Source organism: Yersinia antarctica (genome assembly GCF_056636475.1).
The window spans coordinates 531,738-555,900 of sequence record NZ_JBSJQF010000001.1 but is presented as its reverse complement, the minus strand read 5'-3'; the positions used below and the strand labels follow the sequence as shown (position 1 = coordinate 555,900).

Here is a 24,163-nt window from a genome sequence, read left to right as displayed (position 1 = left end):
CTGCCTTCTGGTATTGATGCTAATGCCGCGAAAAAGTGCGGAGACAATTATTGAAATCAATTGTTATGAATAATACATACCAGAGACACTATTACATAGAATCGAAAAATAGCAGTTATCATTAAAACAGGAAATTTATAGTGAAGAGTCTTGCTGCCAATACAGTTTTTTGCCAAAACCAAGGGTATTATTAGTCATCTTGATTTCCAGCAGATTGAGCTGCCAGAGTGGAGCGGATACCACTTTAGCCACCGGAAAGCGGCGGCAGTAGCGCTGGCGGGCGCGGTGTTCCGCATCCCCCGTTAATTCGCTTATCTCTGCGCGGTATTGAATACCTTTAATCAAGGCTACTGTGCGCGGCTGGGTGGCGATGGTGCCGACAACCTGTGGGTTTATCTGCATCAGTTCACCATGTCGGGTGTGCTTTTCTGTCATGATAAATAGCGCCATCTGCGTTTCATCAAATACGTAAAAACAGTTGGCACACCACATATCGATACCACTGCCCGCACACAGCGTCAGTACATGTTGCTGGCGCAGAAAGCGGTTAATACCAAGCAGATCCTCAGGGTTATTCACGTCACTCATTATTCACAACGCCCTCTGACTTAGAAATAGCCCTGAGTGTACATCAACTTTGCCTCTATTAACTTTGACCCAATTAATTCTGCCACAACAGACGATCACGGGATGTCAGGGTTTCCACCGGGAAGGTGGCAAGCACCGCATGATAGCGTTTGGCGTCCATCGGGTAACCCCGGGCGGCCTGTAATAACAACCGCAATGCACTGTCATAGTCGATGCCACGCAAATCGCGGTAGGGCCACAGCTCCGGTTCAGCAATAAACGGTAGCAGATAGTCAATCCCCTGCTGAACATTGCGGCCATCCTGTATCCACTCCCAGCGATCAATTTCAACATGTTCACCGTAGCGACATAGCAGTAGATGGGCTTCCAAATTGAACAACGAGTAATGGAACGGCACGGTGCGTTCCAGCTCCATCCACTGTTTACCATCTTGGGCAATCTGCGCCGCCAACCGTTGGGTGATACCTTGCTGGATAATGGTGGAAACCAGCCCGCGATCGCCATAAAACATCGCATTGGCCGCGCGCTGTACGTCATACCAGGTGCCGTGGTTGTTGTGCCAGACATACTCTGAATGGCCCACTTCGCTGTGGAACATCCAATGGTTAAAATCACGGAACCATTGCTGTAACACCGCAGTATCCTCGGTATCGAGCAGCTTGGCTGGTGATATCAAGCCGAGAGTATCAATCACCATCCACATCAGGCGGGTATCAATCAGGCCGGTACCACGGCCAGAAACGATACCAGGAATGGCCTGCCCGTAATTAAGATGCGGATTCATACGAGTTTTAGCATCTAAAAACCAGCAACGTATCTGCTCGGCGGCCACCTGTGCATAACGGCTATTCCCGGTAAAATAGTAGGCCAGCCCCAGTGTCAGGCAGCGATCACACATTCGTACGATACGTTGAGTATCAGTATCGTCATTCTGACTCTGCGGGTTGGTATGCCCATCGCGGCGCACATAGGGTAAACCATTAGGCTTGCGCGGATTTGGCCACCAATAAGTACCAAAGCTGTAATAGTCGTGAATATCACCACTGACCGGCAATAACTTTTTATCAGTCACACTTTCCGGTGGCTGATCACGCAATATATCGGCTTCACTTAATAACCGGCGTAATGCCGGTTGTAATGGTGAAAAAGGTTGCTGTAATACCGCTTTCGCCTTGATCAGGCAATCTAGATCCAGCGTATACAATTTTATTGGCGTCATAGACGTTTTCATTGGCGTCATGGGTATTTGCTTCCTTATGTAGCCTGACAAGCAACCCGTAAACCGGTGGCAGCATCAAAAATGTGGATACCGGCAAGCTTAGGTTGCAGATAGACCGTCTCCCCTGCATTCACCGCCAAACGCTGTTTGAAAACCGAGGTAAAGCGGCCACCGCCAGTGCTACAAAATAGCTGCATATCCGAGCCGGTATTCTCAATCGCAGTAATGGTCGCTTTCAGTGCACTGGCACTGTGTGTCGCATCTACCACGTTGACCTGCTCTGGCCGAATGGCGTACACCACGCGCTGCCCGTCGCTCAACTGCAAGCCAACAGGCAATGTCAGCAATGAGCCATCTTCCAGTTGTAGCAGGAATTTATCACCCTGTTGCACCACGGAGCCTTTCAATTGATTGATTTCAGGTGATCCAATAAACCCCGCGACGAACAAGTTAGCCGGACGATCATACAAGTCCAATGGCGATCCGACCTGCTCGATGCGCCCTTCGCGCAGTACCACGATCATTTGCCCCATCGTCATCGCTTCTATTTGATCATGGGTGACATAAACAGAGGTGGTTTTCAGCCGCTGATGCAATTCGCGGATCTCACCACGCACCTGAGTACGCAATTTGGCGTCCAGATTCGATAATGGCTCATCAAACAAGAATACCTGTGGGTTACGCACGATAGCCCGCCCCATGGCGACGCGCTGACGCTGACCACCGGACAAATCTTTCGGCAACCGCTCCAAAAGGGCCTGTAAACCCAATAACTCTGCCGTGGTTTCGACTTTGTTATTGATCTCCGCCTTGGACATTTTGGCCATTTTCAGTGCAAAACCCATGTTCTCGCGCACCGTCATCTGTGGATAGAGAGCATAGCTTTGGAACACCATAGCGATATCGCGCATCTTAGGTTCAACGTCGGTGACATCTTTATCATTAATGCCTACCGTGCCGCCGGAAATCTCTTCCAGCCCGGCAATCATACGCAGTAAGGTGGATTTTCCGCAGCCACTCGGGCCAACTAATACGCAGAACTCACCGTCAGGGATTTCCAGCGATACATCGCGGATCACATGGGTGTCACCGTAAGATTTACAGACATTTTTAAGTACAACCGATCCCATTTTGTTTCTCCCTAACCTTTAACCGCGCCAGACATGATCCCGCGATTGAAATGTTTTTGCAGACCCAGATACACGATGATGCTCGGCAGCATCGCCAATAGGGTGATGGCAATAAAGATATTTGGTGTGATGCTCTCGTCGGTACGTAACGTGCCGAGGATCACCGGAATGGTATTCAAACTGTCCTGATTCACGACAATCAGCGGCAACAGATATTGATCCCAAATCATGATAAATCCGAAGGTAACTACCGTGCCCAAAGCCGGTTTAACCAGTGGCAGGATCACATGGAAGAAAATTTGCCATTCGCTGGCACCATCAATGCGTGCCGCCTCTTCCAACTCTTTTGGGATAGCAGCCATAAACTCAGTCAAAACAAAGATTGAGAAGGCCCAGCCAACCACCGGTAGGATCATGCCCAAATAGCTGTTGTACAACGAGGAATCGATAATTGGCAGTTGCCAGTTAATGATCATATAGAGCGGAATAGCGATCACCTCTTCCGGCAGCATCATGGTCGACAGGATGATCAAGCTGGTCAGAGAGACTCCGACAAACTTTTTACGCGCCAACGCATAAGCCGCCAGTGCACTGACTGACACCTGTAGAACCGTGCCAAAGAACACCACGATGATCGAGTTCAGCAGATATTGCCAGACGCCGATATCCATCCAGGCAAAAATAAAGTTGTCCCACGAGAACTGATTTGGCCATGCCAACAGCTCACCGGGTTTAACTGGCGCACCGCTGAATGCGGTAGCAATAATGCCCCAGTACGGGCCAACAAATACAATCAGTAACAGACCATAAATTATCCAGCGGCCGATACTGTTCCAACTTTTAGTTTTCATGACCAGTCTCCGGCTCGGGTTAGTAACGGGCGATGCGCTTTTTCAATGTGAGGTGACAAATCGTCAATATCACAGTGAACGCGAATAGCAGGAAGGACACCGCAGAGGCATAACCATAATCAAACTGCTCAAAGCCCAGCTTGTAGATATGGGTCATTATCATTTCCGTTGCATTCGATGGACCACCGCCAGTGGTGGCATACACTTCGGCAAACACCCGAAAACCACGGATAAACGACAGCATCAGTACCACTGAAAGTGCTGGGATCATGCCCGGTAAGGTGACGTAACGTAGGCGATTCCACCAGTTGGCACCATCCACATTCGAGGCGTCGTACAAATCACGGCTAATGCCTACCAGCCCGGCAATAAAGATAACCATGTTGTAAGGCACTGCTTTCCAGATATGCAGCATCATTACAGTCCACAGCGCCTGATCGGTATCTGCCAAAAACCCCTGCGCTTCAATGCTGAACCATGACAGAACATGGTTCACCACACCATTACTGGTCGGGTTAAACAGAATTCGCCACATTTCGGCGACGATAGCCGCACTGGTTACCGCCGGCAGGAAAATAGCGGTGCGGATAAAGCGCAGATGCCGTGCCGGGCCTTCCAATAACATGGCTAAAAAGAAGGCGATAAAAGCGGCCACCACCATGGTGACCACCACATATAACAGGGTGTTGAACACCGCAGAGTGCAGCGCTTCATCACCCATCGCGCGGGAGAAGTTGTCAAACCCGACCCACTCATTTGGCTGGTTAAAGTTAACCTTGTAAAAACTCATCACTAGCCCTTGCAGCATCGGAATGAATTTAAACCAGGTGAAGATGACCAGTGCCGGAGCCAGGAACAGCCACGGAACCAGATTACGTTTTAGTCGGGGGGTTAGCGTTATCATGTTTCACTCACAGCCCTAAGACATTCTGTTTAGCCAATTCATCGTTCACTTTCTGATTCACGGCTTTTAATTCAGCAGGGATATCACTGTCACAGTTGGCTAAGATGCGGTTGAAACCTTCAGCAGTGACCTGACGAATAGGCGTCCAGTTAGGCACTTGTGGGATATAGCGGCCATGTTCGGCATATAAGTCAGCAAACATTGCCCAGCGCGGATCGTTATAAACCGCTTTAGTATCAACTTGCTTATTAATCGACAAGCGCACGACCGGCATATTGTTGCTGCCCATTCCCATGCCGATTTGTTGCCCTTCAGGTGAGATCATGAATTCTATGAATTTCTGAGCGGCTTCTTTTTTCTGACTGCTTTTCATCAAAAATACGGTGGTGCCTTCAGCCAGTGTTGCCTGCCCTTTTGCTCCGGCCGGCGGTGGGATCACTTCAAAAGCCTCTTTACCGGGATCTTTATCAAACAAAGCAATGTGATATGGGCCGGAGAAGAACATGCCGCTTTGACCGGAACGGAATGATGGAATGGCATCTGCGGTAGTGGCATTGATAGCCCCCGGCTGTACCGTTTTGTCACATACCATGCCACGCATGAAACTCAGCGTTTCAGTCGCTGCTGGCTCTTCCAACGATGCTTTAAATTTACCTTCACTGGTTGGGCGAATAAAATCACCGCCGGCCTGCCAAAGATAAGAACTGATAAACCAACTGGCGTAACCACGGGTGGTTGAAGCCGGTAGAATAAAGCCATAGGTATCGTTCTTACCGTTGCCGTCCGGGTCATTAAAAGTAAACGCCTTCGCTAATGTACTGATATCCTGCCAGTTTTTAGGCTGTTCTAATCCCAGTTTCTCTCGCCAGTCTTTACGTACAAACAGGGCGAAGGTCTGAGCTGAAGTAGGCACCCCATAATATTTACCATCAATATATTGGGCACTTTTCCAGGCGGTATCGAAGATATCTTCTCCGCCAATGATATTTTTCGGTTCAATCGGTTCGACAATACCAAGCTGGACAAACTGCCCAATAGCCACGGCATCGTTGAAAATCAGGTCCGGCAGCGCATTACCCGCTGCGGCCCGTGCCAGACGCTGTTCAAAATCAGTCGTCGCATTGAAATATTCAATCTTGATACCGGTTTTCTTCTCAAAAGTGTCGGCTTCTTTTTTATAAATATTCTTGGAATCATTACTGGCGCGGATCCACACTTGCAATGTTTCTGCAGCGTGAAGAGAAGGGATCTCCATGGCTAAATAAGTTAATAACAGCAAGGATTTTATTTTTACTTGTGACATTATCATTTTTGTCTTCATCTCATCGCCTCGTTGAAATCTAATTTTTATGAATTTACCCAGAAGATTAAATAACAGAATAAAATCACGAAACACTCGATAACATTAGAACCCAGAGAAAAACAAAAAACTACACCATAAAAAACAAAACTTAATTCCATTTAAATATTTCTGCTTGAGATCACATTAAAAAAATCAACAAAAAATGAATATAAACAAAGTAAATCATATAAAACAATAAATTAAAACCTTCATTTTAAAAATTAAAAAAACCATGCAATTATTAAAATTGGCTAAAAAACGTCTAAAACTAAGATTTAATTTGATATTCATCACAATTTAAATTATTTATTTACAGATAATTTATAATATAGACTTGGATCACAAAATCCCAAAAACTTTCCCATAGAATTCAAATCCATCTGAAATTAAACAGTGTTATTTTTTATTTAAAGAGTGCCAATACATTTAATTACTTTATTTTAATAAGGTTAAATTTCTATTTTAAAACAATAAGGAAAGCAATTAAAGCAATCAGAATTCTTTATTTTTAATAATGTAAATCATAAAGAAAAAGGAGAGTAGTGATGAAAATTTCAGGTAATAAAAACCTATTACTGGCTATGCTTTTGGGGTCTTCCCCTTTTATTTATGCTGCGGAAAGCTACCCATTACTATTAAAAATGGATGATATAAACTACAGCATCGCTCAGGTTAAACAAAACAATCCGTTATATGAAAAATCGTATAAGAATCTGATAGATAAGGCAGATAAAGCACTAAAAAAACCACTGTACTCCGTTATGGATAAAAGCCTGTCGGCCGCCAGTGGCGATAAACACGACTATTACAGCTTCCCGCCTTATTGGTGGCCAGACCCAAGCAAGAAAGACGGCATGCCTTATTTGCGTAAAGACGGCGAAACAAATCCAGACGCCAATAGTGACGCCACCGATAAAAAACGCATGAACAGCCTAAGCGAAGATGTCTATTATTTGGCATTGGCTTATAGCTTTACCGGTAAGCCCGAGTACGCCGAGAAAGCACGGGATCAATTGGCTAACTGGTTTGTCAATCCAAACACCCGAATGAACCCGAATCTACAATATGCCCAAGCCATTCCGGGTATCAATGAAGGGCGCGGGATTGGTTTGATCGATAGTCGGGCACTGGTCGATGTGATTGATGCTGTCGAATTGATAAGACCAGCCAATGTACTTAATGATACCGACTATCAAGCAATCAAACTTTGGTATAAAGACTTTTACCAATGGATGACTACCAGCCAGAACGGTTTCGAAGAAGACAATTGGCATAATAATCACGGCACCTATTTTGATATGCAGGCCGCCTCCTTTGCTCTATTTAGCGACCAAAAAGCCGCCGCTCAAAAGCGCCTGGAGATAACTCAACTCCGTCGAATCCCCTCGCATTTTGATATGCAGGGCCGACAAAATGCCGAGTTGGAACGTACTCGTCCTTGGCATTACAGTAATTTTCATTTAGAAGCCTACAACAAGCTAGGCCGGTTGGGTGAGGTTGCAGACAAAGATATCTGGAACTTTTCTCTGGACGAGCACAGCCTGAAAAAAGGCTATCAATATGTGGCAGGTTTTATCAATAGCGACCAAGCCTGGCCGTATAAAGACTTGGATGGCCTACAAGATAAGAAAGCCTTGATCAATATGATAACCGCCGCCCGAGCTTACCCTGCTGACGGTGAGTTCCAGCAGAAAGCACAATATCTGATAGCAAAATACCCAGATGCCGTCGAAATCCTGCTTTATCCGATCACACAACCCCTGATCGCGCAAAAATAACTCTCGTCGAGGACACACCAGATATGAAGCAGTTTACGGATCGGCAGATGGCTAAAATCCGCCAGCGGGTTGTACGACAACAGGGAAATAGAGTGCAACAGCCGGAGATTATTGCCACGCTGATTGCGGATAATCGGGTGGTTTTGGACTCGGCAACACGGGTTCCTGCCACCGGTATCGCCACCTGGAATCATTACTATTATTGCCCGGATCACGGTGTGCGGCTGGAGTGGGATCGCGACTCACCCACTCAGCATCGTTGCCCGGTTGACTCTCAGTTATTCAGTGGCGAACCCTATGACGGTGCCTGGTGGCGGGCGCTTAATGGCCTGAATGCCAAAGCCTGTAATCAGCTAGGTCTGCTTTGGCAGTTAACTGGGGAGGTGTGTTACTTCAATAAAGTGCGGGACATTCTGATTAATTATGCCCGTCACTACCCTGATTATGAAGTTCACGGCGGTATTCCGTACAACGGGCCGGGTAAGGCCAATGCACAAACCCTGTGTGAGGCCAATTGCCTGCTCGATTTTGCTTTGGGTTATGATTTTATCTCCGATGCCCTCTGTCAGGAGCAGCGCGACTGCATCGCCGGGCGTTTATTGCGCGAAGGCGCAGATTTCCTGATGCAACACCGTACCCGCCAATTACATAACCATGAAGTTAAAATCAGCAGTGCGATCGCCGTGATCGGCCTAATTCTGGCAGAAGAGCACTATATTGAGTTTGCCGTCAACGCAGATTATGGCCTGCGTTATCAGTTGGAGCATGGGCTGTTCAGTGAAGGATTGTGGTTTGAAGGCTCAGTGCATTATCACTTTTATGCACTGCAAGGCTTCTGGTCATTTGAAAAGCTGGCTGCAGGTAGCCGCTATAGCCTACTTGCCCTGCCCTATTACCGCAATATGCTCAGTTTCCCGCTTCAAATGTTAATGCCAGACGGGACATTTCCACGAATTAACGATTGCACCGCTGGGCAAGAGCAGCTCAACCACGCTCATTTATATGAATTTGCTTTTAAAACTTATGGCAATGATGAGTATGCCGCTGCCTTGCAACATATTTATCGCCAACAGCCGCGCTTAAATCTGGATGCCCTGCTGTACGGTGTTGAAGAATTGCCACCACAAATGATTGATGTCATACCGACAGACACACTGCATGCACCGGATTGCGGGCTAACAATTTTACGTCAGCCACAAGCAGGGCGCGCTTTGCTGGTAAAACACAGCCCATATGGTGGTGAACATGATCATTATGATCGGCTAAATTTAATTCTGTTTGAGCAAGGGCACGAGATCCTGCCGGATTTAGGCACCACGGGTTACGGTGCGCAACTGCATTATGGCTACTACAAAAATAGTGCAACTCACAATACGCTCAGTATTAACCAAACAAATCAACCGCCAGCAGTGCCGGTTATCCATCACTGGCATCAATCGGCTAACTTTAGTTGGCTGGATACAGAGGTTGATTGGGGAGAAACAGCACCCGAGTTGGATAGCCATACCCGGATTCAGTGGGACAGCGAATCCTATCGCGACGTAAAATTCCGTCGCCGTATTTTGTGGCTGGAAGATGCCATCATTGATATCAGTAATATCGCTAATCCACATCAACAACAATGGGATTGGACACTGCATATCGACGGAGTAGCAACAGAATTGATGGGTGAGAATTCAGTCTTCAATGACAGTGGCCCCATGCACTATTTGCATCAGGTTACTGCCCAGCCACTCAATGGTGTTATCCAGTGTTGCTATCAAACAGCAGCACACCCGCTATCACTTTGGCTGGCGGCCGATGCCACACTATTCCAAGGACTGGCACCGGCAAATCCGTCAGTACGTGATATCAGCTACCTGATTTTGCGTAATCGTCAACCGGAGGCTCAGGTGACATGTGTTTTTGATATGAACACCCATGATCCGTTACTGCACCTCCAGGTAGAGAATGATGGGCAGATATTGTCGCTCAAATTGACCCGTCAACAGCAGGTTATACAGATAAAAATCCCCGCTACCCGCACCGACCTACCGCTATTCAGTTAAACTTATTCGTGTCGGGGCAGCCATTGCCCCTCCTTCCCCATACTTATCTCTGAGCAGGGGATCATTGCCAGCATATCCTTCCTAATAATAGAGTCTTAGCCGAGAAACAGCCTAATAACGTGATTTAGCTAACATTTACCGCATAAGGTACATATGAATTTATATGCAGATTTTACGTATAAATTTGGATGTAACAAATAATTATGGATTAACAAATAAAATACAAAAACTATTAAGAACCCGCTCTCATTGCTAATATTGGATAATAATAAGCCTGCCAATGTATCCGTCGTGTTAAATATAACCTTACTGTTTTGCATAACATACAGTACAGTTTTGAATAAACAACGTTTAAAATGAATAAAATCGATAATTTATTCATTTTTTAGTCATATCACCTTTTAAAATCGGTAGAAAACATGATTTGAGTCACAGAATGAATAAGTGTTATGACTAAAATAGCCACCATCAGTTCATTGCTCGTAAACCTTGATTAAAAAATAGAGACCTTACGTAAATGGAAAATAACAACAAAAAAATGGCGCATATAAGGCGAACAACGCATTTAATGATGCCGGCACATCGTAGTTATTTTAACTTTTCTTATTATCACTATAGATAACATCCTCCCTGCGATGACATCCACTTTTATTGGATAGTCATTGTCTATGCACAATATTTAACAAATGCGAAAAGTGTTTACGACCTTTACGTTGAGTTAACTATTGTCTGCTTTCTCCGAAGAGACTAACACTCGGTTATATTTATACGTTTATCTGATTGTGGGTTTTTATTAACCAATCGATACTCAGCCTGTGTTATTCATCTTTCAGCAGAAACATAGCTATCCTGTAAAATTTACTGTCACCTTTGTCATTAATGCTAAATGACCAGAGGATCACTGCGTCTGAAATTCAGTCACGGTGTTACGCAGAAAGCAGCCAAGACTATTAATGAATATTATTTCATTGATATGGACTGCTATACCAAAAATTTAATGGAAATTAACTTAAATAAACCAACAAATAATGTAGGCGTAATTGTCACAGGCAATTTTAGTGCGACCAGCGCATGGAAACCGGAGCGTACACCATGACCTTATAAATCATGGCTACGTGAGGATTTCGAGCACTGCTCAACCTCAAAGTGACAAGTAAAATAGCCTCTTAAAATAAAAGAGAATTTATGATGAAAAAATTAAATATCGCGGCAAGTTTATCGGCAATACCTTGCTTTGAATCACAGCGCGAAGTCGTAGATGTTTTACATACCGATTTTACTGATATTGCAGCCGTGGTGCTTTCAGTTCAGGACATTAATAATGGTGTAATTGATAGCATTCATGAGTTGGGTTTAGAGATTCCAATTTTTGCCGCTGTCTGCTGTGAAGAAGAGTTGAATACCGATGTATTACCCTCTTTAAATGGGGTATTTGAACTGTGTGGTGACAATACTGATTTTTATGGTAAACAACTGGAATCAGCCGCAGAAAAATATGAAAAAGAGCTGCTGCCACCGTTCTTTAGTACATTAAAGAAATACGTGGAGATGGGTAATTCTACCTTTGCTTGCCCTGGTCATCAGGGTGGTCAATTCTTCCGTAAACACCCAGCGGGCCGCCAATTTTTTGACTTCTACGGCGAAACTATTTTCCGCTCTGATATGTGTAATGCCGACGTAAAATTAGGTGATTTGCTTATTCATGAAGGCGCACCTTGTGATGCTCAAAAACATGCAGCAAAAGTATTTAACGCCGATAAAACTTATTTCGTACTGAACGGCACTTCTGCTTCTAATAAAGTCGCTACCAATGCGCTGTTAGCGCGTGGTGACCTGGTGCTGTTTGACCGTAATAACCATAAATCCAACCATCATGGTGCGCTGATTCAGGCCGGTGCAACACCGGTATATCTGGAAACTGCCCGTAACCCATTTGGCTTTATTGGTGGTATTGATGCCCACTGTTTTGAAGAAAAATACCTGCGTGAACAAATCCGTAGCGTAGCACCTGATCGTGCTAACGAAGCGCGCCCATTCCGTCTGGCTATCATCCAACTGGGTACTTATGACGGCACCATCTATAACGCTCGTCAGGTTGTGGATAAAATTGGCCACCTTTGTGACTATATTCTGTTCGACTCTGCTTGGGTAGGTTACGAACAATTCATTCCAATGATGAAAGATTGTTCACCATTATTACTTGAACTGAATGAAAATGATCCGGGCATTATCGTTACTCAATCAGTACATAAACAACAAGCCGGTTTCTCACAAACGTCGCAGATTCATAAAAAAGATAAACATATTAAAGGTCAGGATCGTTACTGCAATCATAAACGCTTTAATAACGCCTTTATGCTACACGCCTCCACCAGCCCATTCTATCCATTGTTTGCTGCTTTAGATGTTAACGCAAAAATGCATGAAGGCAAAAGTGGTCAACGCATGTGGCTTGATTGTGTTAAGACCGGTATTGAAGCACGTAAAATGATCTTGAATACCTGTAATATGATTAAGCCTTTTGTACCGGTAGAAGTTGATGGCAAACTGTGGCAGCAATATGACACCGATGCCATGGCACAAGACTTACGCTTCTTTAACTTTATTCCTGGCGAAAAATGGCATGCATTTGAAGGTTATGAAGAGTCACAATATTTTGTTGACCCATGCAAACTATTATTAACCACTCCGGGTATTGATACTAATACTGGTGAATATACAGCATCAGGGATCCCAGCAACCATTCTGGCTAACTTCCTGCGCGAAAATGGTATCGTGCCAGAAAAATGTGACCTCAACTCGATCCTATTCTTATTAACGCCAGCAGAAGACTTGGCGAAAATGCAGCACCTGGTCGCACAAATTGCCCGTTTTGAACGTTTCATCGAAGAAGATGCAATGTTAAGCGATGTATTACCTACTGTGTATCGTAATAATGAAGCACGTTACAAAGGTTATACTATTGGCAAATTATGTCAGGAAATGCATGACCTTTATGTCAGCTATGATGTTAAACAGCTACAGAAAGAGATGTTCCGCAAACAGTATTTCCCTAAAGTTATGATGAATCCACAGGATGCCAATATTGAATTCGTCCGTGGTCATGCCGAATTAGTACCATTGTGTAAAGCCGAAGGTCGAATTGCTGCTGAAGGTGCGCTTCCTTACCCACCGGGAGTATTGTGTGTAGTCCCTGGTGAAGTTTGGGGGGGGGCTGCACAGCGTTATTTCCTGGCATTAGAAGAAAGTATTAATTTACTTCCAGGGTTTGCGCCTGAGTTACAAGGCGTTTATTTACAAGTCGACGAAGATGGTTGGAACCGTGCATACGGTTATATGATGAAGCAATAAGTTAACAATAATAAATTTATACCCAATTTAGTTGGCGTTACAGCCTGGCGGCAAACGAAATAATCCCGAATCACTGGTTAACATTAAGTGATTCGGGTGACAACTCTATTTGCGTGGTCCAAGTAGGATGGACCGAGTAATGATAATCGCCAACAAGGCTATAATTTCAAATAAAAAGGGATTTGACGACACCAATAACTCAAACCTGCGGGAATAAATTATTCCTGCAGTCTCTGAAATTAAAAAAGAGATAATAAAAATGAGTAAAACAAATAATAAGATGGGAGTAGTACAGCTAACAATTCTAACCGCCGTCAATATGATGGGGTCAGGAATAATTATGCTGCCAACCAAACTCGCCGAAGTCGGGACAATCTCTATCGTCTCATGGTTAGTCACCGCAATAGGTTCAATGGCACTGCCCCATTCCCGAACGAAACGCAACAAACCATCATGCGTTATGCAGCGAGTAGATACTCTAAAAATACCTCATTCGGTGAGCTGTATTCCAGAGATTTGCGCCCCCGAGTGTTGAGGATGTGCTCCAGTCTCGCAATATCTTCATCGCTGACGCCATTAAAATCGGTTCCTTTCGGATAAAACCGCCGTATCAGACCGTTGGTATGCTCATTCAACCCCCGCTCCCAGGAATGATAAGGCCGGGCAAAGTAAACCTTTGCGCCCGTTACCTGAGTGATGTCCTTATGTTTCGCAAACTCGGGTCCGTTATCTGCCGTCAGGGTTTTAAACTCGCAGAAAGTATTCGCCACGATGTCCCTGAACGCTTCCACGACGCTCTCAGCGCACTTATTGGGGAGTTTACGGATAATGACCTGCTTTGTGGCTTTGTCCACGACCGTCAGCAGGAATGACTTCTGGTCTTTGCCAAAAATCGTATCGATTTCAACATGCCCGGGAACCTGTTTGAGTTCAGCCTCAGCAGGCCTGTGCTCAATGCCAACCCTGTCCGGGATGGGCGTGCGTCCGGGCTCACCCGTATCATAGCGATAGCGTTTACCCCGGTGAGGGAGCTGAAGGTAAAGCTTACCGCCAGCCTGTCTGTCCGAACGGATATAGCGGTAGAGGGTATTTTTGCTGACGGCGATATCAAACTGGATTTTCAGTCTCCCACAGATAACCTCAGGGGAGGTATGTACAGCCAGCGCCTGCCGGAGAAAGTCTTGTGTCTGCTGGCCCAGAGGGAAACAGGCATTGTGTGCCGAGGTGGCGCCCCGCCGTTGTCTGGCTAAGGCATCAGCGCGTCTGGAGGAGTAAAGTCCGTTGAAAGCGGGGTCCGTATTACGCCTGAGCTCCCGGCTCAGGGTAGAGCGAGAGACATCCAGTTCTCTGGCAATGCAGGACTGATTAACGCCTTCAGCTTTTCGTTTTTCGATGTAAAAGCGCTCATGCTGAGTCAAATGTTTTCCCTTCATGCAACAGGGTCTCCGACAGGGTCAATACGGCTATTTTATCCGTACCTGACCGGTGGGTCACTTTGTTGCATTTCGTTTGGGAATTGGCGCACTGGCCTATGCCTTCGCCCAATGTGGGATGTTCAGCCGTAAATCCGGTGGTATGGGCGGCTATGCTGAATATGCGTTCGGCAAATCTGGCAACTTTATGGCGAACTACACCTATGGTGCTTCACTGTTGATTGCCAATATCGCCATTGCAATCTCAGCAGTAGGTTACGGCACTGAATTGTTGGGAGCGACACTAACACCACTGGGTATTTGTATTGCAACTATTGGCGTACTGTGGCTGGCAACGGTTGCTAACTTTGGTGGCGCGCGCATTACCGGGCAGATCAGTAGTGTTACTATCTGGGGGGTTATTATCCCAGTGGTCGGTATCTCAATCGTTGGTTGGTTCTGGTTTAGTGGTTCAGCCTATATGGCGGCCTGGAACCCACATGCAGTTCCCACTTTTGAAGCCATCGGCTCTTCTATCTCAATGACGCTGTGGGCCTTCCTTGGTCTGGAATCTGCTTGTGCCAATACTGATGCTGTCGAAAACCCTGAACGTAACGTTCCGATCGCCGTACTCGGTGGGACTTTAGGTGCAGCGGTTATCTATATCATCTCAACCAACGTGATTGCCGGTATCGTACCAAATATGGATTTGGCTAACTCTACAGCGCCGTTTGGCCTGGCGTTCGCTTATATGTTCACCCCTGCGGTCGGTAAAATCATCATGGCATTGATGATCATGTCCTGCGTGGGTTCATTACTGGGTTGGCAGTTCACCATCGCTCAGGTATTCAAATCCTCTGCTGATGAAGGCTTCTTCCCGAAAATTTTCTCAAAAGTCAGTAAAGCCGATGCACCCATCAAAGGGATGCTGACCATTGTTGTCATCCAGAGTGTGCTGTCCCTGATGACCATTAGCCCGTCACTGAACAAACAGTTCAACGTGCTGGTCAATCTGGCGGTAGTCACCAATATTATCCCTTATATTCTGTCGATGGCAGCGCTGGTCATTATCCAGAAAACCGCCAATGTGCCACCAGCCAAAGCGCGTAAAGCCAATATCATTGCCTTCATTGGTGCGATGTATAGCTTCTATGCGCTTTACAGCTCAGGGCAAGAAGCCATGACATGGGGTGCGATTGTTACCTTCCTTGGTTGGACACTGTACGGTTTGGTTTCACCACGCTTTGAGTTTGCAGCAAAAACCAAATAACTAGCCATAACCCTGCGGGTGGAAGGTCACTTCCCCCGCATATTTAACCAATCAGGTGCCAGTCGATAAAAAAATCAGGATACCGCAGCTGATTCCGGTAATAATGTTCCGCACCGCTACCCCCGGACTGGAATAAAATTATGTCGGACAGCCTATGGTATCTCTATCTACTGCGCACCCCCACTGGCATGCTCTATACCGGTATCACCACAGATGTAACACGGCGATTGGCCCAACATCAGGTAGGGAAAGGCGCGAAAGCGCTGCGAGGGAAAGGTGAGTTAACCTTGGTATTTCAGTGTGAGGCAGGGGATAGATCGACAGCATTGAAGTTAGAATATCGGGTGAAGCAACTCAATAAGCAGCAAAAAGAAAAGCTGGTAATTAGCCAGCCTTCTTCGTTGCTATCGTTACCTGGCGTTAAAAGCGATTAAACGGGGCAGAGAACACCACTTCACCATCAGCACCCGCCAGTGCATCTTCCGCCAACGCATAAACCTGAAAAGCCTCTTCAGTACTGGGCCAACGGCAGGTCAATTGATGACGAGCCGCTGGTACAAAACCGAAACGCTGATAATAGGCTGGAGAGCCTAGCACCACGACAGCGGCATAGCCAAACTCATTCAGAGAGTCTAGCCCTTCGTAGACCAGTTTTTCAGCCAAACCCTGGCGGCGCAACCCCTCCTCCACGGCCAGTGGTGCCAGTGCGACCCATTGACGGTCTTCACCCCCCACCTCAACCGGGCTGAATGCAGCATAACCAACCACACCGCCTTCATCGTCAGTTGCCACGATACCCAACGTCAATAAGCCATCTTCACGCAGTTGCTGTACCAGCTCGGCTTCTGCATCTTGCTTGAAGGCTTGACGCAACAGGGCGTCGATCCCCGGCGCATCCACCGGAATTTCAACCCGGATCAGCACGATGCTAATGTACGGGAAGCACTCGCCGCACCCTCTTGCTGACCTGCCTCGATAAATTCAGCCAGTTGTTGCAGGCCAACACGCAGTAGTGTTGGCATGGACTCCAACTCAATGGCATCCATTAGATTTTTGACATACAGACCCAATTCGGTATCCCCTTCAATTCGTAACCGGCGCTGGAAAAACAGCGTATCCGGATCTTCTTTACGGGCAGCGATCAAAATTAGATCGTTGGCATCACCGCTAAAGCTCACATCAGCTTCAGCCTGTTGGCTTACGACCAGCCTACCGTGTTCTACTGTCATAAACCATTGCAATGCGAGGTCTCGCACTTCAATCTTTAACCAGCGGGAGTCCAAAAATTCCAGTTCTCCGTCCAGCAGAGCCTGACGAAGTTGCCACCCCAGCACTTGCTCTATTACCTGACGTTTTAAGGCAAAGGGGGTCAATTTTAACGGACCCCGCAGTAGCGCCGGCCCTTGACGCACCAGACGTGCTCGTAGTTCTCCCAACACAGGCAGACTCCTTTTTGGTGATATCCCCTTTGTACTTGAAGCCGCAGGGGTGTTGGCTACCTGCAATTCCAATTACTTTGGGTATCAATCTGCATAAAATAAAGTTCTATTTTGCCACATTAGCAAAACCGGAAAGCGCGTTATATCGATAAATTTTGCACCAAGTTATCGCTGAAAGTATTGCTAAATATCAGAAGAATGACACCAATGCCAAAGAAACTGCCTTAAATCAAGGTCCGGGTGGAGCAGGTTAACTAGAATCGCCACTCGATAAAATTTTCATCGCCACGAATATCATCTTCGGATGGGGAACAATAATTGCCAGCGGTAACCTCAGCAAGGCGAGCCGTTGACTCATTCAGGAAAACTCTATGGAGCTGCTTTGTCCTGCCGGCAACTTACCCGCATTAAAGGCCGCCATCGATAATGGTGCCGACGCGGTTTATATTGGCTTGAAAGATGATACCAACGCCCGCCATTTCGCTGGCCTCAATTTCACCGATAAAAAGTTGCAGGAAGCGGTCAATTACGTTCATAGCCGCAAACGTAAACTGCATATCGCCATTAACACCTTCGCCCACCCTGACGGTTATTCCCGCTGGCAGCGGGCGGTGGATATGGCGGCACAGCTTGGGGCGGATGCCCTGATCCTGGCTGATTTGGCCATGCTGGAATATGCCGCCGAACGTTACCCGGAGGTTGAGCGCCATGTATCGGTACAGGCGTCGGCTACCAATGATGAAGCTATCCGCTTTTATCAACGTCATTTCGATGTGGCGCGAGTGGTTTTACCACGCGTACTGTCAATGCATCAGGTGAAACAACTGTCGCGTACCAGCCCGGTGCCACTGGAGGTATTTGCCTTTGGCAGCTTATGCATTATGGCTGAAGGGCGTTGCTACCTTTCTTCCTATTTGACCGGTGAATCACCCAATACGGTCGGAGCCTGCTCTCCAGCGCGCTTTGTTCGCTGGCAGCAAACCCCACAGGGGATGGAGTCTCGCCTTAATGAAGTGCTGATCGACCGTTATGAAGATAATGAGAATGCCGGTTATCCCACCCTGTGCAAAGGCCGTTATCGGGTGGACGGTCAGCGCTATCATGCGTTGGAAGAGCCAACCAGTTTGAATACGCTTGAGTTATTACCGGAGCTGTTTGCTGCCAACATTGCGTCAGTGAAAATTGAAGGCCGCCAACGCAGTCCAGCTTATGTCAGCCAGGTTGCCAAGGTCTGGCGACAGGCGATTGACCGCTATCAGGCCAACCCTTCGCAGTTTGTCGCCAAAGCGGAATGGATGGAACAACTGGGCGCAATGTCCGAAGGTACTCAAACTACATTGGGTGCTTATCATCGTAAGTGGCAGTAGCCGGAGGAAACATGAAGTACGCCTTAGGCGCAGTACTCTATTACTGGCCAAAAACTGATATCGAAACCTTTTACCAGGCTGCGGCCAACAGCAGCGCCGACATTATTTATCTCGGTGAGAATGTCTGTACCAAACGCCGTGAAATGAAGGTGGGTGACTGGTTGGCACTTGCTAAAGAAGTGGCTGCCAGTGGCAAACAGGTGGTAATTTCCACACTGGCGCTGCTGCAAGCACCGTCAGAGTTGAATGAATTAAAACGTTATGTGGAAAACGGTGAGTTTTTGCTGGAAGCCAATGACCTGGGGGCGGTGAATATGGCCGCTGAACGTGGCTTACCCTTTGTTGCCGGCCATGCCCTGAATTGCTACAACGCTTATACTCTGCGAATTTTACACCGTCAGGGCATGATGCGTTGGTGTATGCCGGTTGAGCTATCACGTGACTGGCTGGTTAATGTGCTGCAACAGTGCGAAGAGCTGGGGTTCCGCAATCAGTTTGAGGTAGAAGTATTGAGCTACGGCCACCTGCCGCTGGCTTATTCTGCCCGTTGCTTCACCGCGCGCTCAGAAGACCGAGCCAAAGATGAGTGTGAAACCTGCTGCATCAACTACCCACAAGGGCGGCCGGTATTATCACAAGAAGACCAACAGGTATTCATCCTAAACGGTATTCAAACCCAAAGTGGCTACTGCTATAACCTCGGTAATGAACTGATTTCCATGCAAGGATTAGTGGATATCGTGCGACTCTCTCCGCAAGGTCTAGATACGCTGACAGTTATCGAGCAGTTCCGGGCTAATGAGCAGGGATTGAGCCCACTCATCTTGACCGATAAAGCCGACTGTAACGGCTACTGGCGGCGTCTCGCGGGGCTGGAATTGGTGTCATAAGAACCCATCGGGCGTAGCACTACGCCCGTATCACTCTATGCGCAGGCATTCTTACCCAGTCACTCGATATAGCTACTACCACGAATCGTAGGGTCCATGGCGTTCTCTTTTTCATCGCTTCAATCATCCTTTTGCCGCCGCATTTATTCCCCCTTGCCAAACCACGATTTAGATTATGCTTTTATAGGTGATAGTCGCGCACTGTATGTGGCTTCTTATGTGCGTATTAATGCGGCTAGCCCCCTGTTTGGATTAATAAATTAGTGCGTTCGCCCTTCAAGCGACTCGACATAAGGTTAAGATGGACGATTCTATGACTGACAAAAAGACAGTTCCGCTTTCAGTGCTTGATTTATCGCCGATAGCGCAAGGCAAGACACCACGAGAGGCTTTTCATGCTTCGCTGAGTCTGGCTCAACATGCTGAAAAGTGGGGATATCACCGCTATTGGCTCGCTGAGCATCATAACATGACAGGTATTGCCAGCGCGGCGACCTCAGTACTGATTGGCTATATTGCCGGAGGTACCAAGAGCATCCGTGTCGGCTCCGGCGGCGTCATGCTACCTAACCACTCACCACTGGTGATTGCCGAACAGTTTGGTACCCTCGCCTCTCTCTACCCAGACCGTATCGATCTCGGCCTTGGCCGTGCTCCCGGCAGTGACCAACGCACCATGATGGCACTACGCCGCCATCTGTCCGGTGAAGTGGATAACTTCCCCGCCGATGTTGGCGAACTGCAAAACTACTTTGCTGAAGTACAACCGGGGCAAGCGGTACAAGCCGTGCCTGGGCAGGGTTTGCATGTTCCATTGTGGCTACTGGGGTCCAGCCTGTATAGCGCTCAATTGGCTGCGGCCATGGGCCTGCCGTTCGCCTTCGCCTCACATTTCGCACCAGATATGTTATTCCAGGCGCTCAAGCTCTATCGGGAAAACTTCAAGCCGTCCATTCAATGGCCAAAACCCTATGCTATCGTTTGTGTGAACGTGGTGGCCGCAGATAGCGAGCGCGATGCCCATTTCCTGTTTACCTCCATGCAGCAGCAATTTGTCAATTTACGCCGCGGCACGCCAGGTCAACTACCGCCACCAGTAGAAAACATGGATAATATCTGCTCACCCGTCGAACAATTTGGTGTCGATCAGGCGTTACGCCTATCTATTATTGGTGATAAAAGTAAAGTGCGGCATGGGCTTCAGTCATTACTGCGGGAGACCCAGGCTGACGAATTGATGGTGAATGGCCAGATTTTCGACCATCAGGCACGACTATATTCATTTGAAATAGTTGCCGGATTACAGCCAGAGTTACAAGCTGTTGAGCACCTATAACCCGCCAACTGAAGCAAAATTATAGACATAAAAAAACCAGCCCAAGGGCTGGTTTTTATTTTTAATCATCAGAAATGATTAAGACTTATGCGTCACCAAAACGACGGCGAGTAGGTGCTGCTGCTGGCGCTGGCGCATCTTCACGACGCGGAGCTGCTGAGCGCTGACCATCACGGTTGCCACGACGTTGTTCGCCACCACCGGCTGGAGCACGGTCACTACCGAATGAACGACGAGGAGGAGCACCTGCTGCGCCATCACGACGTTCGCCACCGAATGAACGGCCACCACCACGACGCTCACCACCGGCACCAGCACCACCAGCAGGACGCTCACGGCGTTCATGTGGCTGCGCATCACCCAACAACTGCATGTTCAGCGGTTTGTTCAGGATACGGGTACGGGTGAAGTGAGATAACATTTCGCCCGGCATGCCTTTTGGCAACTCGATAGTTGAATGCGAAGCAAACAGCTTGATATTACCAATGTAACGGCTGCTGATGTCGCCTTCGTTAGCAATCGCGCCAACGATATGACGAACTTCAACACCATCATCACGGCCCACTTCAATGCGGTACAGTTCCATCTCACCAACATCACGACGTTCGCGACGTGCTGGACGCTCACCACCATCACGGCTGTCAGCGCGGCTGTCAGGGCGAGGCTCACGACGACTGTCACCACGATCACGGCCACGATCGCTACCACGGTCATCACGGGAATTGAATTCACGCTGCGGACGACGCGGAGCTTCTGGTGGCAGAATCAGAGGACGTTCGCCCTGTGCCATTTTCAGCAGTGCAGCAGCCAGGGTTTCGAGATCAAACTCTTCTTCTGGTTGCAGCTTAGCCAGCAATGCACGGTACAGGTCCAAATCACTGCTTTCCAGCTGTTGGCCAACTTTAGCAGCAAACTGAGCTAAACGACGTTCACCCAACAATTCGGGGTTTGGCAACTGAACTTCTGGAATAGTCAGTTTCATGGTGCGTTCAATGTTTTGCAACAGACGGCGTTCACGGTTCTCAACGAACAGCAACGCACGACCAGCACGACCGGCGCGACCAGTACGGCCGATACGGTGAACGTAAGACTCTGAATCCATAGGGATATCATAGTTTACGACCAAGCTGATACGGTCAACATCCAAACCACGTGCCGCAACGTCAGTTGCAATCAGAATATCCAGACGGCCATCTTTCAGGCGGTTCAGTGTCTGCTCACGTAAAGACTGGTTCATGTCACCGTTCAAGGCAGCGCAGTTATAACCGCTACTTTCCAAGGCTTCAGCCACTTCCAGTGTGCCATTTTTGGTACGCACGAAGATAATAGCTGCATCGAAATCTTCAGATTCCAGGAAACGTACCAGTGCTTCGTTTTTGCGATAGCCGCCACCCACTCTCCAGAAGCTCTGGCTGATGTCAGGGCGGGTAGTCACGCTAGACTGAATGCGGACTTCCTGTGGATCTTTCATAAATTTACGGGTAATACGACGGATCGCATCTGGCATAGTCGCAGAGAACAGTGCGGTCTGATGTTCAGCCGGCATCTGCGCCAGAATGTTTTCGACGTCTTCGATAAAGCCCATACGCAGCATTTCATCTGCTTCATCCAACACTAAACCGCTCAGGTTGGACAGGTTAAGAGTACCGCGTTTCAGGTGGTCTAACAGACGACCTGGGGTACCAACAACAATTTGTGGCCCCTGGCGCAAAGCGCGTAATTGAACGTCATAACGCTGGCCGCCGTAAAGGGCTACAACGTTGACGCCATTAATGTGTTTAGAGAAATCAGACAATGCCTGTGCGACCTGAATAGCCAACTCACGGGTTGGTGCCAGCACCAGAACCTGTGGAGCTTTCAGCTCAGCTTTAATATTGTGTAACAGCGGCAAACCAAACGCGGCTGTTTTACCACTGCCTGTTTGCGCCATGCCGAGAACATCACGGCCGTTTAACAGGTGTGGGATACATTCCAACTGGATAGGAGATGGTTTTTCATAACCAAGATCAGTCAGAGCAGAAAGAATAGGAGCAGATAGCCCCAGATCAGCAAAAGAGGTTTCAAGCTCAGTAGTCATGTACACGTGCCTCATTAATAATGGCAGCCAGTCTACATAACTCGTCGAGAAAATTTTCAGTCATTTTCATTGAAAAGTGTGAACCGGCTCAAATTAGATTATAAAACGAACAAAAAGGCCATCACCTGTTAGGGTGATTAACATTGGTAAAAACCAAGGTAGTCAGGCTAATAGTTGTTCGTCAGCTATTGCTGGTCCGATTCCGATAGGTCGTCTTGTTCTTGGCCCAAAAGCGCCAATTCCAACAATGCATAGCGGTGCTCAACAAAATTATGAACGTTGTTAGCTACCGTCAGTTTGAACAGCGCCGAAGCGGTGTCCTTGTCCCCCAGACTTAGGTAATGTTTACCTAAATAGAAGTCAGTTTCACTGAGATGCTCAGCGAGCGAAGTGTTATCCATTGCATCTGACTTGAGCCTTTCCATCAGCGTTTTTTCGCTGATCGTGCCCAAGTAGAATTCGACAATATTCCATCCCCATTGCCCTCTGTCCGATTTTTCATAGCGCTGTTGTAACGCTACTGCAGCCGCCTTGGGATCGATTTCTCTTTCCACCAGATACAGCCATAACGAACGGAAGGGATCATTTGGATCGTCTTGATAAAACGCCTGCAGATCATCCTGCGCCAACGGGAGTCGACCGCCATAATACAGAGCGATACCCCGGTTTAAACGCGCGTAATTGTAAGTTGGATCAAGCTCTAGTACAGAATCAAACGCTTCATAGGCAGCATCAAAATTGCCTGCCTGCGTTAAATAAATGCCCAGATAGTTAAAAACTTCTGGCATATCAGGACGAATAGCTAACGTTTGCGAAAAATCATTTCGCGCTAGTGCCCGTAGCCCGAGGCTATCATACAGCACTCCGCGCTCATATAAAAGCTGCGCGCGCTCATCATCCGTAAGTGCCCGACTTGCAAGGATTTGTTCCATGCGAGCCAGAATCACTTCCTGCTGCAACGTAGGTTGCAACGGGATAGCCAACACCTCGTCTTTACGCCAATCATGGTTGCTGCATCCTGCCAGCATGAGTGCTGTCGCAACGTAACACCAGCGCAAGAAAGGCTTCATTTCCTACTCCCGAAGACAAACATTGGATAAATATCCTTTCATCCATTTGTTTAACACAAGAGCATCCTGCCCTCGAGATAACACAGCCCCT

The 24,163-nt window shown here is 47.4% G+C and carries 20 protein-coding genes and 2 pseudogenes; 10 read left to right on the top strand and 12 right to left on the bottom strand.

Annotated elements, in window-relative coordinates:
* Nucleotides 1-135: 135 nt before the first annotated feature.
* The 6 genes from ACWJJO_RS02505 to ACWJJO_RS02480 form a co-directional block, all read right to left on the bottom strand.
* Entirely contained in the window at nt 136-588 is a 453-nt protein-coding gene (locus ACWJJO_RS02505; protein ID WP_193784741.1) for a YhbP family protein, read from the bottom strand.
* Between the two features lie 73 nt (nt 589-661).
* A complete protein-coding gene (locus tag ACWJJO_RS02500; protein WP_083160868.1) occupies nt 662-1,828 on the bottom strand; it encodes an alginate lyase family protein in 1,167 nt (388 codons plus the stop codon).
* Nucleotides 1,829-1,842: 14 nt separating this feature from the next.
* Nucleotides 1,843-2,937 carry an ABC transporter ATP-binding protein gene (locus ACWJJO_RS02495; RefSeq protein ID WP_050312219.1) on the bottom strand — a complete coding sequence of 365 codons (1,095 nt, stop codon included), beginning with the start codon at nt 2,935-2,937 and terminating at the stop codon, nt 1,843-1,845.
* Between the two features lie 11 nt (nt 2,938-2,948).
* Nucleotides 2,949-3,788 carry a carbohydrate ABC transporter permease gene (locus tag ACWJJO_RS02490; protein WP_083160870.1) on the bottom strand — a complete coding sequence of 280 codons (840 nt, stop codon included), beginning with the start codon at nt 3,786-3,788 and terminating at the stop codon, nt 2,949-2,951.
* Between the two features lie 19 nt (nt 3,789-3,807).
* On the bottom strand, nt 3,808-4,692 hold the full coding sequence (locus ACWJJO_RS02485; protein WP_083160872.1) for a carbohydrate ABC transporter permease: 885 nt from the start codon (nt 4,690-4,692) through the stop codon (nt 3,808-3,810).
* Between the two features lie 7 nt (nt 4,693-4,699).
* Complete coding sequence (locus ACWJJO_RS02480; protein WP_481090582.1) at nt 4,700-6,013, bottom strand: ABC transporter substrate-binding protein; 1,314 nt, start codon at nt 6,011-6,013, stop codon at nt 4,700-4,702.
* Between the two features lie 563 nt (nt 6,014-6,576).
* Between ACWJJO_RS02480 and ACWJJO_RS02475 the strand changes: the two genes are divergently transcribed.
* The 5 genes and pseudogenes from ACWJJO_RS02475 to potE (ACWJJO_RS02455) all read left to right on the top strand — a co-directional run.
* Nucleotides 6,577-7,812: an alginate lyase family protein gene (locus ACWJJO_RS02475; RefSeq protein WP_193784742.1), complete on the top strand. Its 1,236-nt coding sequence runs from the start codon at nt 6,577-6,579 to the stop codon at nt 7,810-7,812.
* 23 nt (nt 7,813-7,835) lie between these two features.
* A complete protein-coding gene (locus ACWJJO_RS02470) occupies nt 7,836-9,860 on the top strand; it encodes a heparinase II/III domain-containing protein (RefSeq protein WP_481090581.1) in 2,025 nt (674 codons plus the stop codon).
* Nucleotides 9,861-10,377: 517 nt separating this feature from the next.
* Nucleotides 10,378-10,482, top strand: a complete 105-nt coding sequence (speFL, locus tag ACWJJO_RS02465) for a leader peptide SpeFL (protein WP_105877053.1) — start codon at nt 10,378-10,380, stop codon at nt 10,480-10,482.
* A gap of 566 nt (nt 10,483-11,048) precedes the next feature.
* Nucleotides 11,049-13,211, top strand: coding sequence for an ornithine decarboxylase SpeF (speF, locus tag ACWJJO_RS02460; RefSeq protein WP_102970570.1), 2,163 nt, complete (start codon nt 11,049-11,051; stop codon nt 13,209-13,211).
* A 259-nt stretch (nt 13,212-13,470) separates the two neighbouring features.
* Nucleotides 13,471-13,641 (top strand): annotated as a pseudogene (potE, locus tag ACWJJO_RS02455) (putrescine-ornithine antiporter); the annotation flags it as partial.
* Nucleotides 13,642-13,669: 28 nt separating this feature from the next.
* On the opposite strand, the gene ACWJJO_RS02450 reads toward potE (ACWJJO_RS02455), so the two are convergent.
* A complete protein-coding gene (locus ACWJJO_RS02450; protein ID WP_481090514.1) occupies nt 13,670-14,644 on the bottom strand; it encodes an IS30 family transposase in 975 nt (324 codons plus the stop codon).
* A 76-nt stretch (nt 14,645-14,720) separates the two neighbouring features.
* On the opposite strand from ACWJJO_RS02450, the pseudogene potE (ACWJJO_RS02445) reads away from it, so the two are divergent.
* Nucleotides 14,721-15,893, top strand: a pseudogene (gene potE / locus ACWJJO_RS02445) (putrescine-ornithine antiporter); the annotation flags it as partial.
* A gap of 140 nt (nt 15,894-16,033) precedes the next feature.
* Nucleotides 16,034-16,327 carry a GIY-YIG nuclease family protein gene (locus ACWJJO_RS02440; RefSeq protein WP_083160882.1) on the top strand — a complete coding sequence of 98 codons (294 nt, stop codon included), beginning with the start codon at nt 16,034-16,036 and terminating at the stop codon, nt 16,325-16,327.
* Here the strand turns inward: ACWJJO_RS02440 and ACWJJO_RS02435 are convergent.
* On the bottom strand, nt 16,314-16,817 hold the full coding sequence (locus ACWJJO_RS02435; protein WP_083160884.1) for a GNAT family N-acetyltransferase: 504 nt from the start codon (nt 16,815-16,817) through the stop codon (nt 16,314-16,316). The genes ACWJJO_RS02440 and ACWJJO_RS02435 overlap by 14 nt on opposite strands.
* Nucleotides 16,811-17,332, bottom strand: a complete 522-nt coding sequence (gene ubiT, locus ACWJJO_RS02430; RefSeq protein ID WP_083160886.1) for a ubiquinone anaerobic biosynthesis accessory factor UbiT — start codon at nt 17,330-17,332, stop codon at nt 16,811-16,813. Before ubiT ends, ACWJJO_RS02435 begins: the two co-directional genes overlap by 7 nt.
* 371 nt (nt 17,333-17,703) lie before the next feature.
* Here ubiT and ubiU point away from each other — a divergent pair, with 371 nt between their 5' ends.
* From ubiU to ACWJJO_RS02415, 3 genes are all read left to right on the top strand, one after another.
* Nucleotides 17,704-18,699 carry a ubiquinone anaerobic biosynthesis protein UbiU gene (gene ubiU / locus ACWJJO_RS02425; RefSeq protein WP_083160887.1) on the top strand — a complete coding sequence of 332 codons (996 nt, stop codon included), beginning with the start codon at nt 17,704-17,706 and terminating at the stop codon, nt 18,697-18,699.
* An 11-nt stretch (nt 18,700-18,710) separates the two neighbouring features.
* On the top strand, nt 18,711-19,589 hold the full coding sequence (locus ACWJJO_RS02420) for a U32 family peptidase (RefSeq protein ID WP_083160888.1): 879 nt from the start codon (nt 18,711-18,713) through the stop codon (nt 19,587-19,589).
* A gap of 313 nt (nt 19,590-19,902) precedes the next feature.
* A complete protein-coding gene (locus ACWJJO_RS02415) occupies nt 19,903-20,925 on the top strand; it encodes a luciferase-like monooxygenase (RefSeq protein WP_481090580.1) in 1,023 nt (340 codons plus the stop codon).
* Nucleotides 20,926-21,010: 85 nt separating this feature from the next.
* On the opposite strand, the gene ACWJJO_RS02410 is transcribed toward ACWJJO_RS02415, so the two are convergent.
* The 3 genes from ACWJJO_RS02410 to nlpI all read right to left on the bottom strand — a co-directional run bounded on the left by ACWJJO_RS02410 (nt 21,011) and on the right by nlpI (nt 24,072).
* Nucleotides 21,011-23,002, bottom strand: a complete 1,992-nt coding sequence (locus tag ACWJJO_RS02410; protein ID WP_481090579.1) for a DEAD/DEAH family ATP-dependent RNA helicase — start codon at nt 23,000-23,002, stop codon at nt 21,011-21,013.
* Nucleotides 22,992-23,066, bottom strand: coding sequence for a protein YrbN (gene yrbN, locus ACWJJO_RS02405; protein ID WP_223499600.1), 75 nt, complete (start codon nt 23,064-23,066; stop codon nt 22,992-22,994). The genes ACWJJO_RS02410 and yrbN overlap by 11 nt, the downstream gene beginning before the upstream one ends.
* A 121-nt stretch (nt 23,067-23,187) precedes the next feature.
* A complete protein-coding gene (gene nlpI, locus ACWJJO_RS02400; protein ID WP_481090578.1) occupies nt 23,188-24,072 on the bottom strand; it encodes a lipoprotein NlpI in 885 nt (294 codons plus the stop codon).
* Between the last annotated feature and the right edge of the window lie 91 nt (nt 24,073-24,163).

Coding starts and splice junctions, on each gene's coding strand:
- ACWJJO_RS02505 (WP_193784741.1), bottom strand. CDS start 588: ATGAGTGACGTGAATAACCCTGAGGATCTGCTTGGTATTAACCGCTTT.
- ACWJJO_RS02500 (WP_083160868.1), bottom strand. CDS start 1,828: ATGACGCCAATGAAAACGTCTATGACGCCAATAAAATTGTATACGCTG.
- ACWJJO_RS02495 (WP_050312219.1), bottom strand. CDS start 2,937: ATGGGATCGGTTGTACTTAAAAATGTCTGTAAATCTTACGGTGACACC.
- ACWJJO_RS02490 (WP_083160870.1), bottom strand. CDS start 3,788: ATGAAAACTAAAAGTTGGAACAGTATCGGCCGCTGGATAATTTATGGT.
- ACWJJO_RS02485 (WP_083160872.1), bottom strand. CDS start 4,692: ATGATAACGCTAACCCCCCGACTAAAACGTAATCTGGTTCCGTGGCTG.
- ACWJJO_RS02480 (WP_481090582.1), bottom strand. CDS start 6,013: ATGAAGACAAAAATGATAATGTCACAAGTAAAAATAAAATCCTTGCTG.
- ACWJJO_RS02470 (WP_481090581.1), top strand. CDS start 7,836: ATGAAGCAGTTTACGGATCGGCAGATGGCTAAAATCCGCCAGCGGGTT.
- speFL (WP_105877053.1), top strand. CDS start 10,378: ATGGAAAATAACAACAAAAAAATGGCGCATATAAGGCGAACAACGCAT.
- speF (WP_102970570.1), top strand. CDS start 11,049: ATGAAAAAATTAAATATCGCGGCAAGTTTATCGGCAATACCTTGCTTT.
- ACWJJO_RS02450 (WP_481090514.1), bottom strand. CDS start 14,644: ATGAAGGGAAAACATTTGACTCAGCATGAGCGCTTTTACATCGAAAAA.
- ACWJJO_RS02440 (WP_083160882.1), top strand. CDS start 16,034: ATGTCGGACAGCCTATGGTATCTCTATCTACTGCGCACCCCCACTGGC.
- ubiU (WP_083160887.1), top strand. CDS start 17,704: ATGGAGCTGCTTTGTCCTGCCGGCAACTTACCCGCATTAAAGGCCGCC.
- ACWJJO_RS02420 (WP_083160888.1), top strand. CDS start 18,711: ATGAAGTACGCCTTAGGCGCAGTACTCTATTACTGGCCAAAAACTGAT.
- ACWJJO_RS02415 (WP_481090580.1), top strand. CDS start 19,903: ATGACTGACAAAAAGACAGTTCCGCTTTCAGTGCTTGATTTATCGCCG.
- ACWJJO_RS02410 (WP_481090579.1), bottom strand. CDS start 23,002: ATGACTACTGAGCTTGAAACCTCTTTTGCTGATCTGGGGCTATCTGCT.
- nlpI (WP_481090578.1), bottom strand. CDS start 24,072: ATGAAGCCTTTCTTGCGCTGGTGTTACGTTGCGACAGCACTCATGCTG.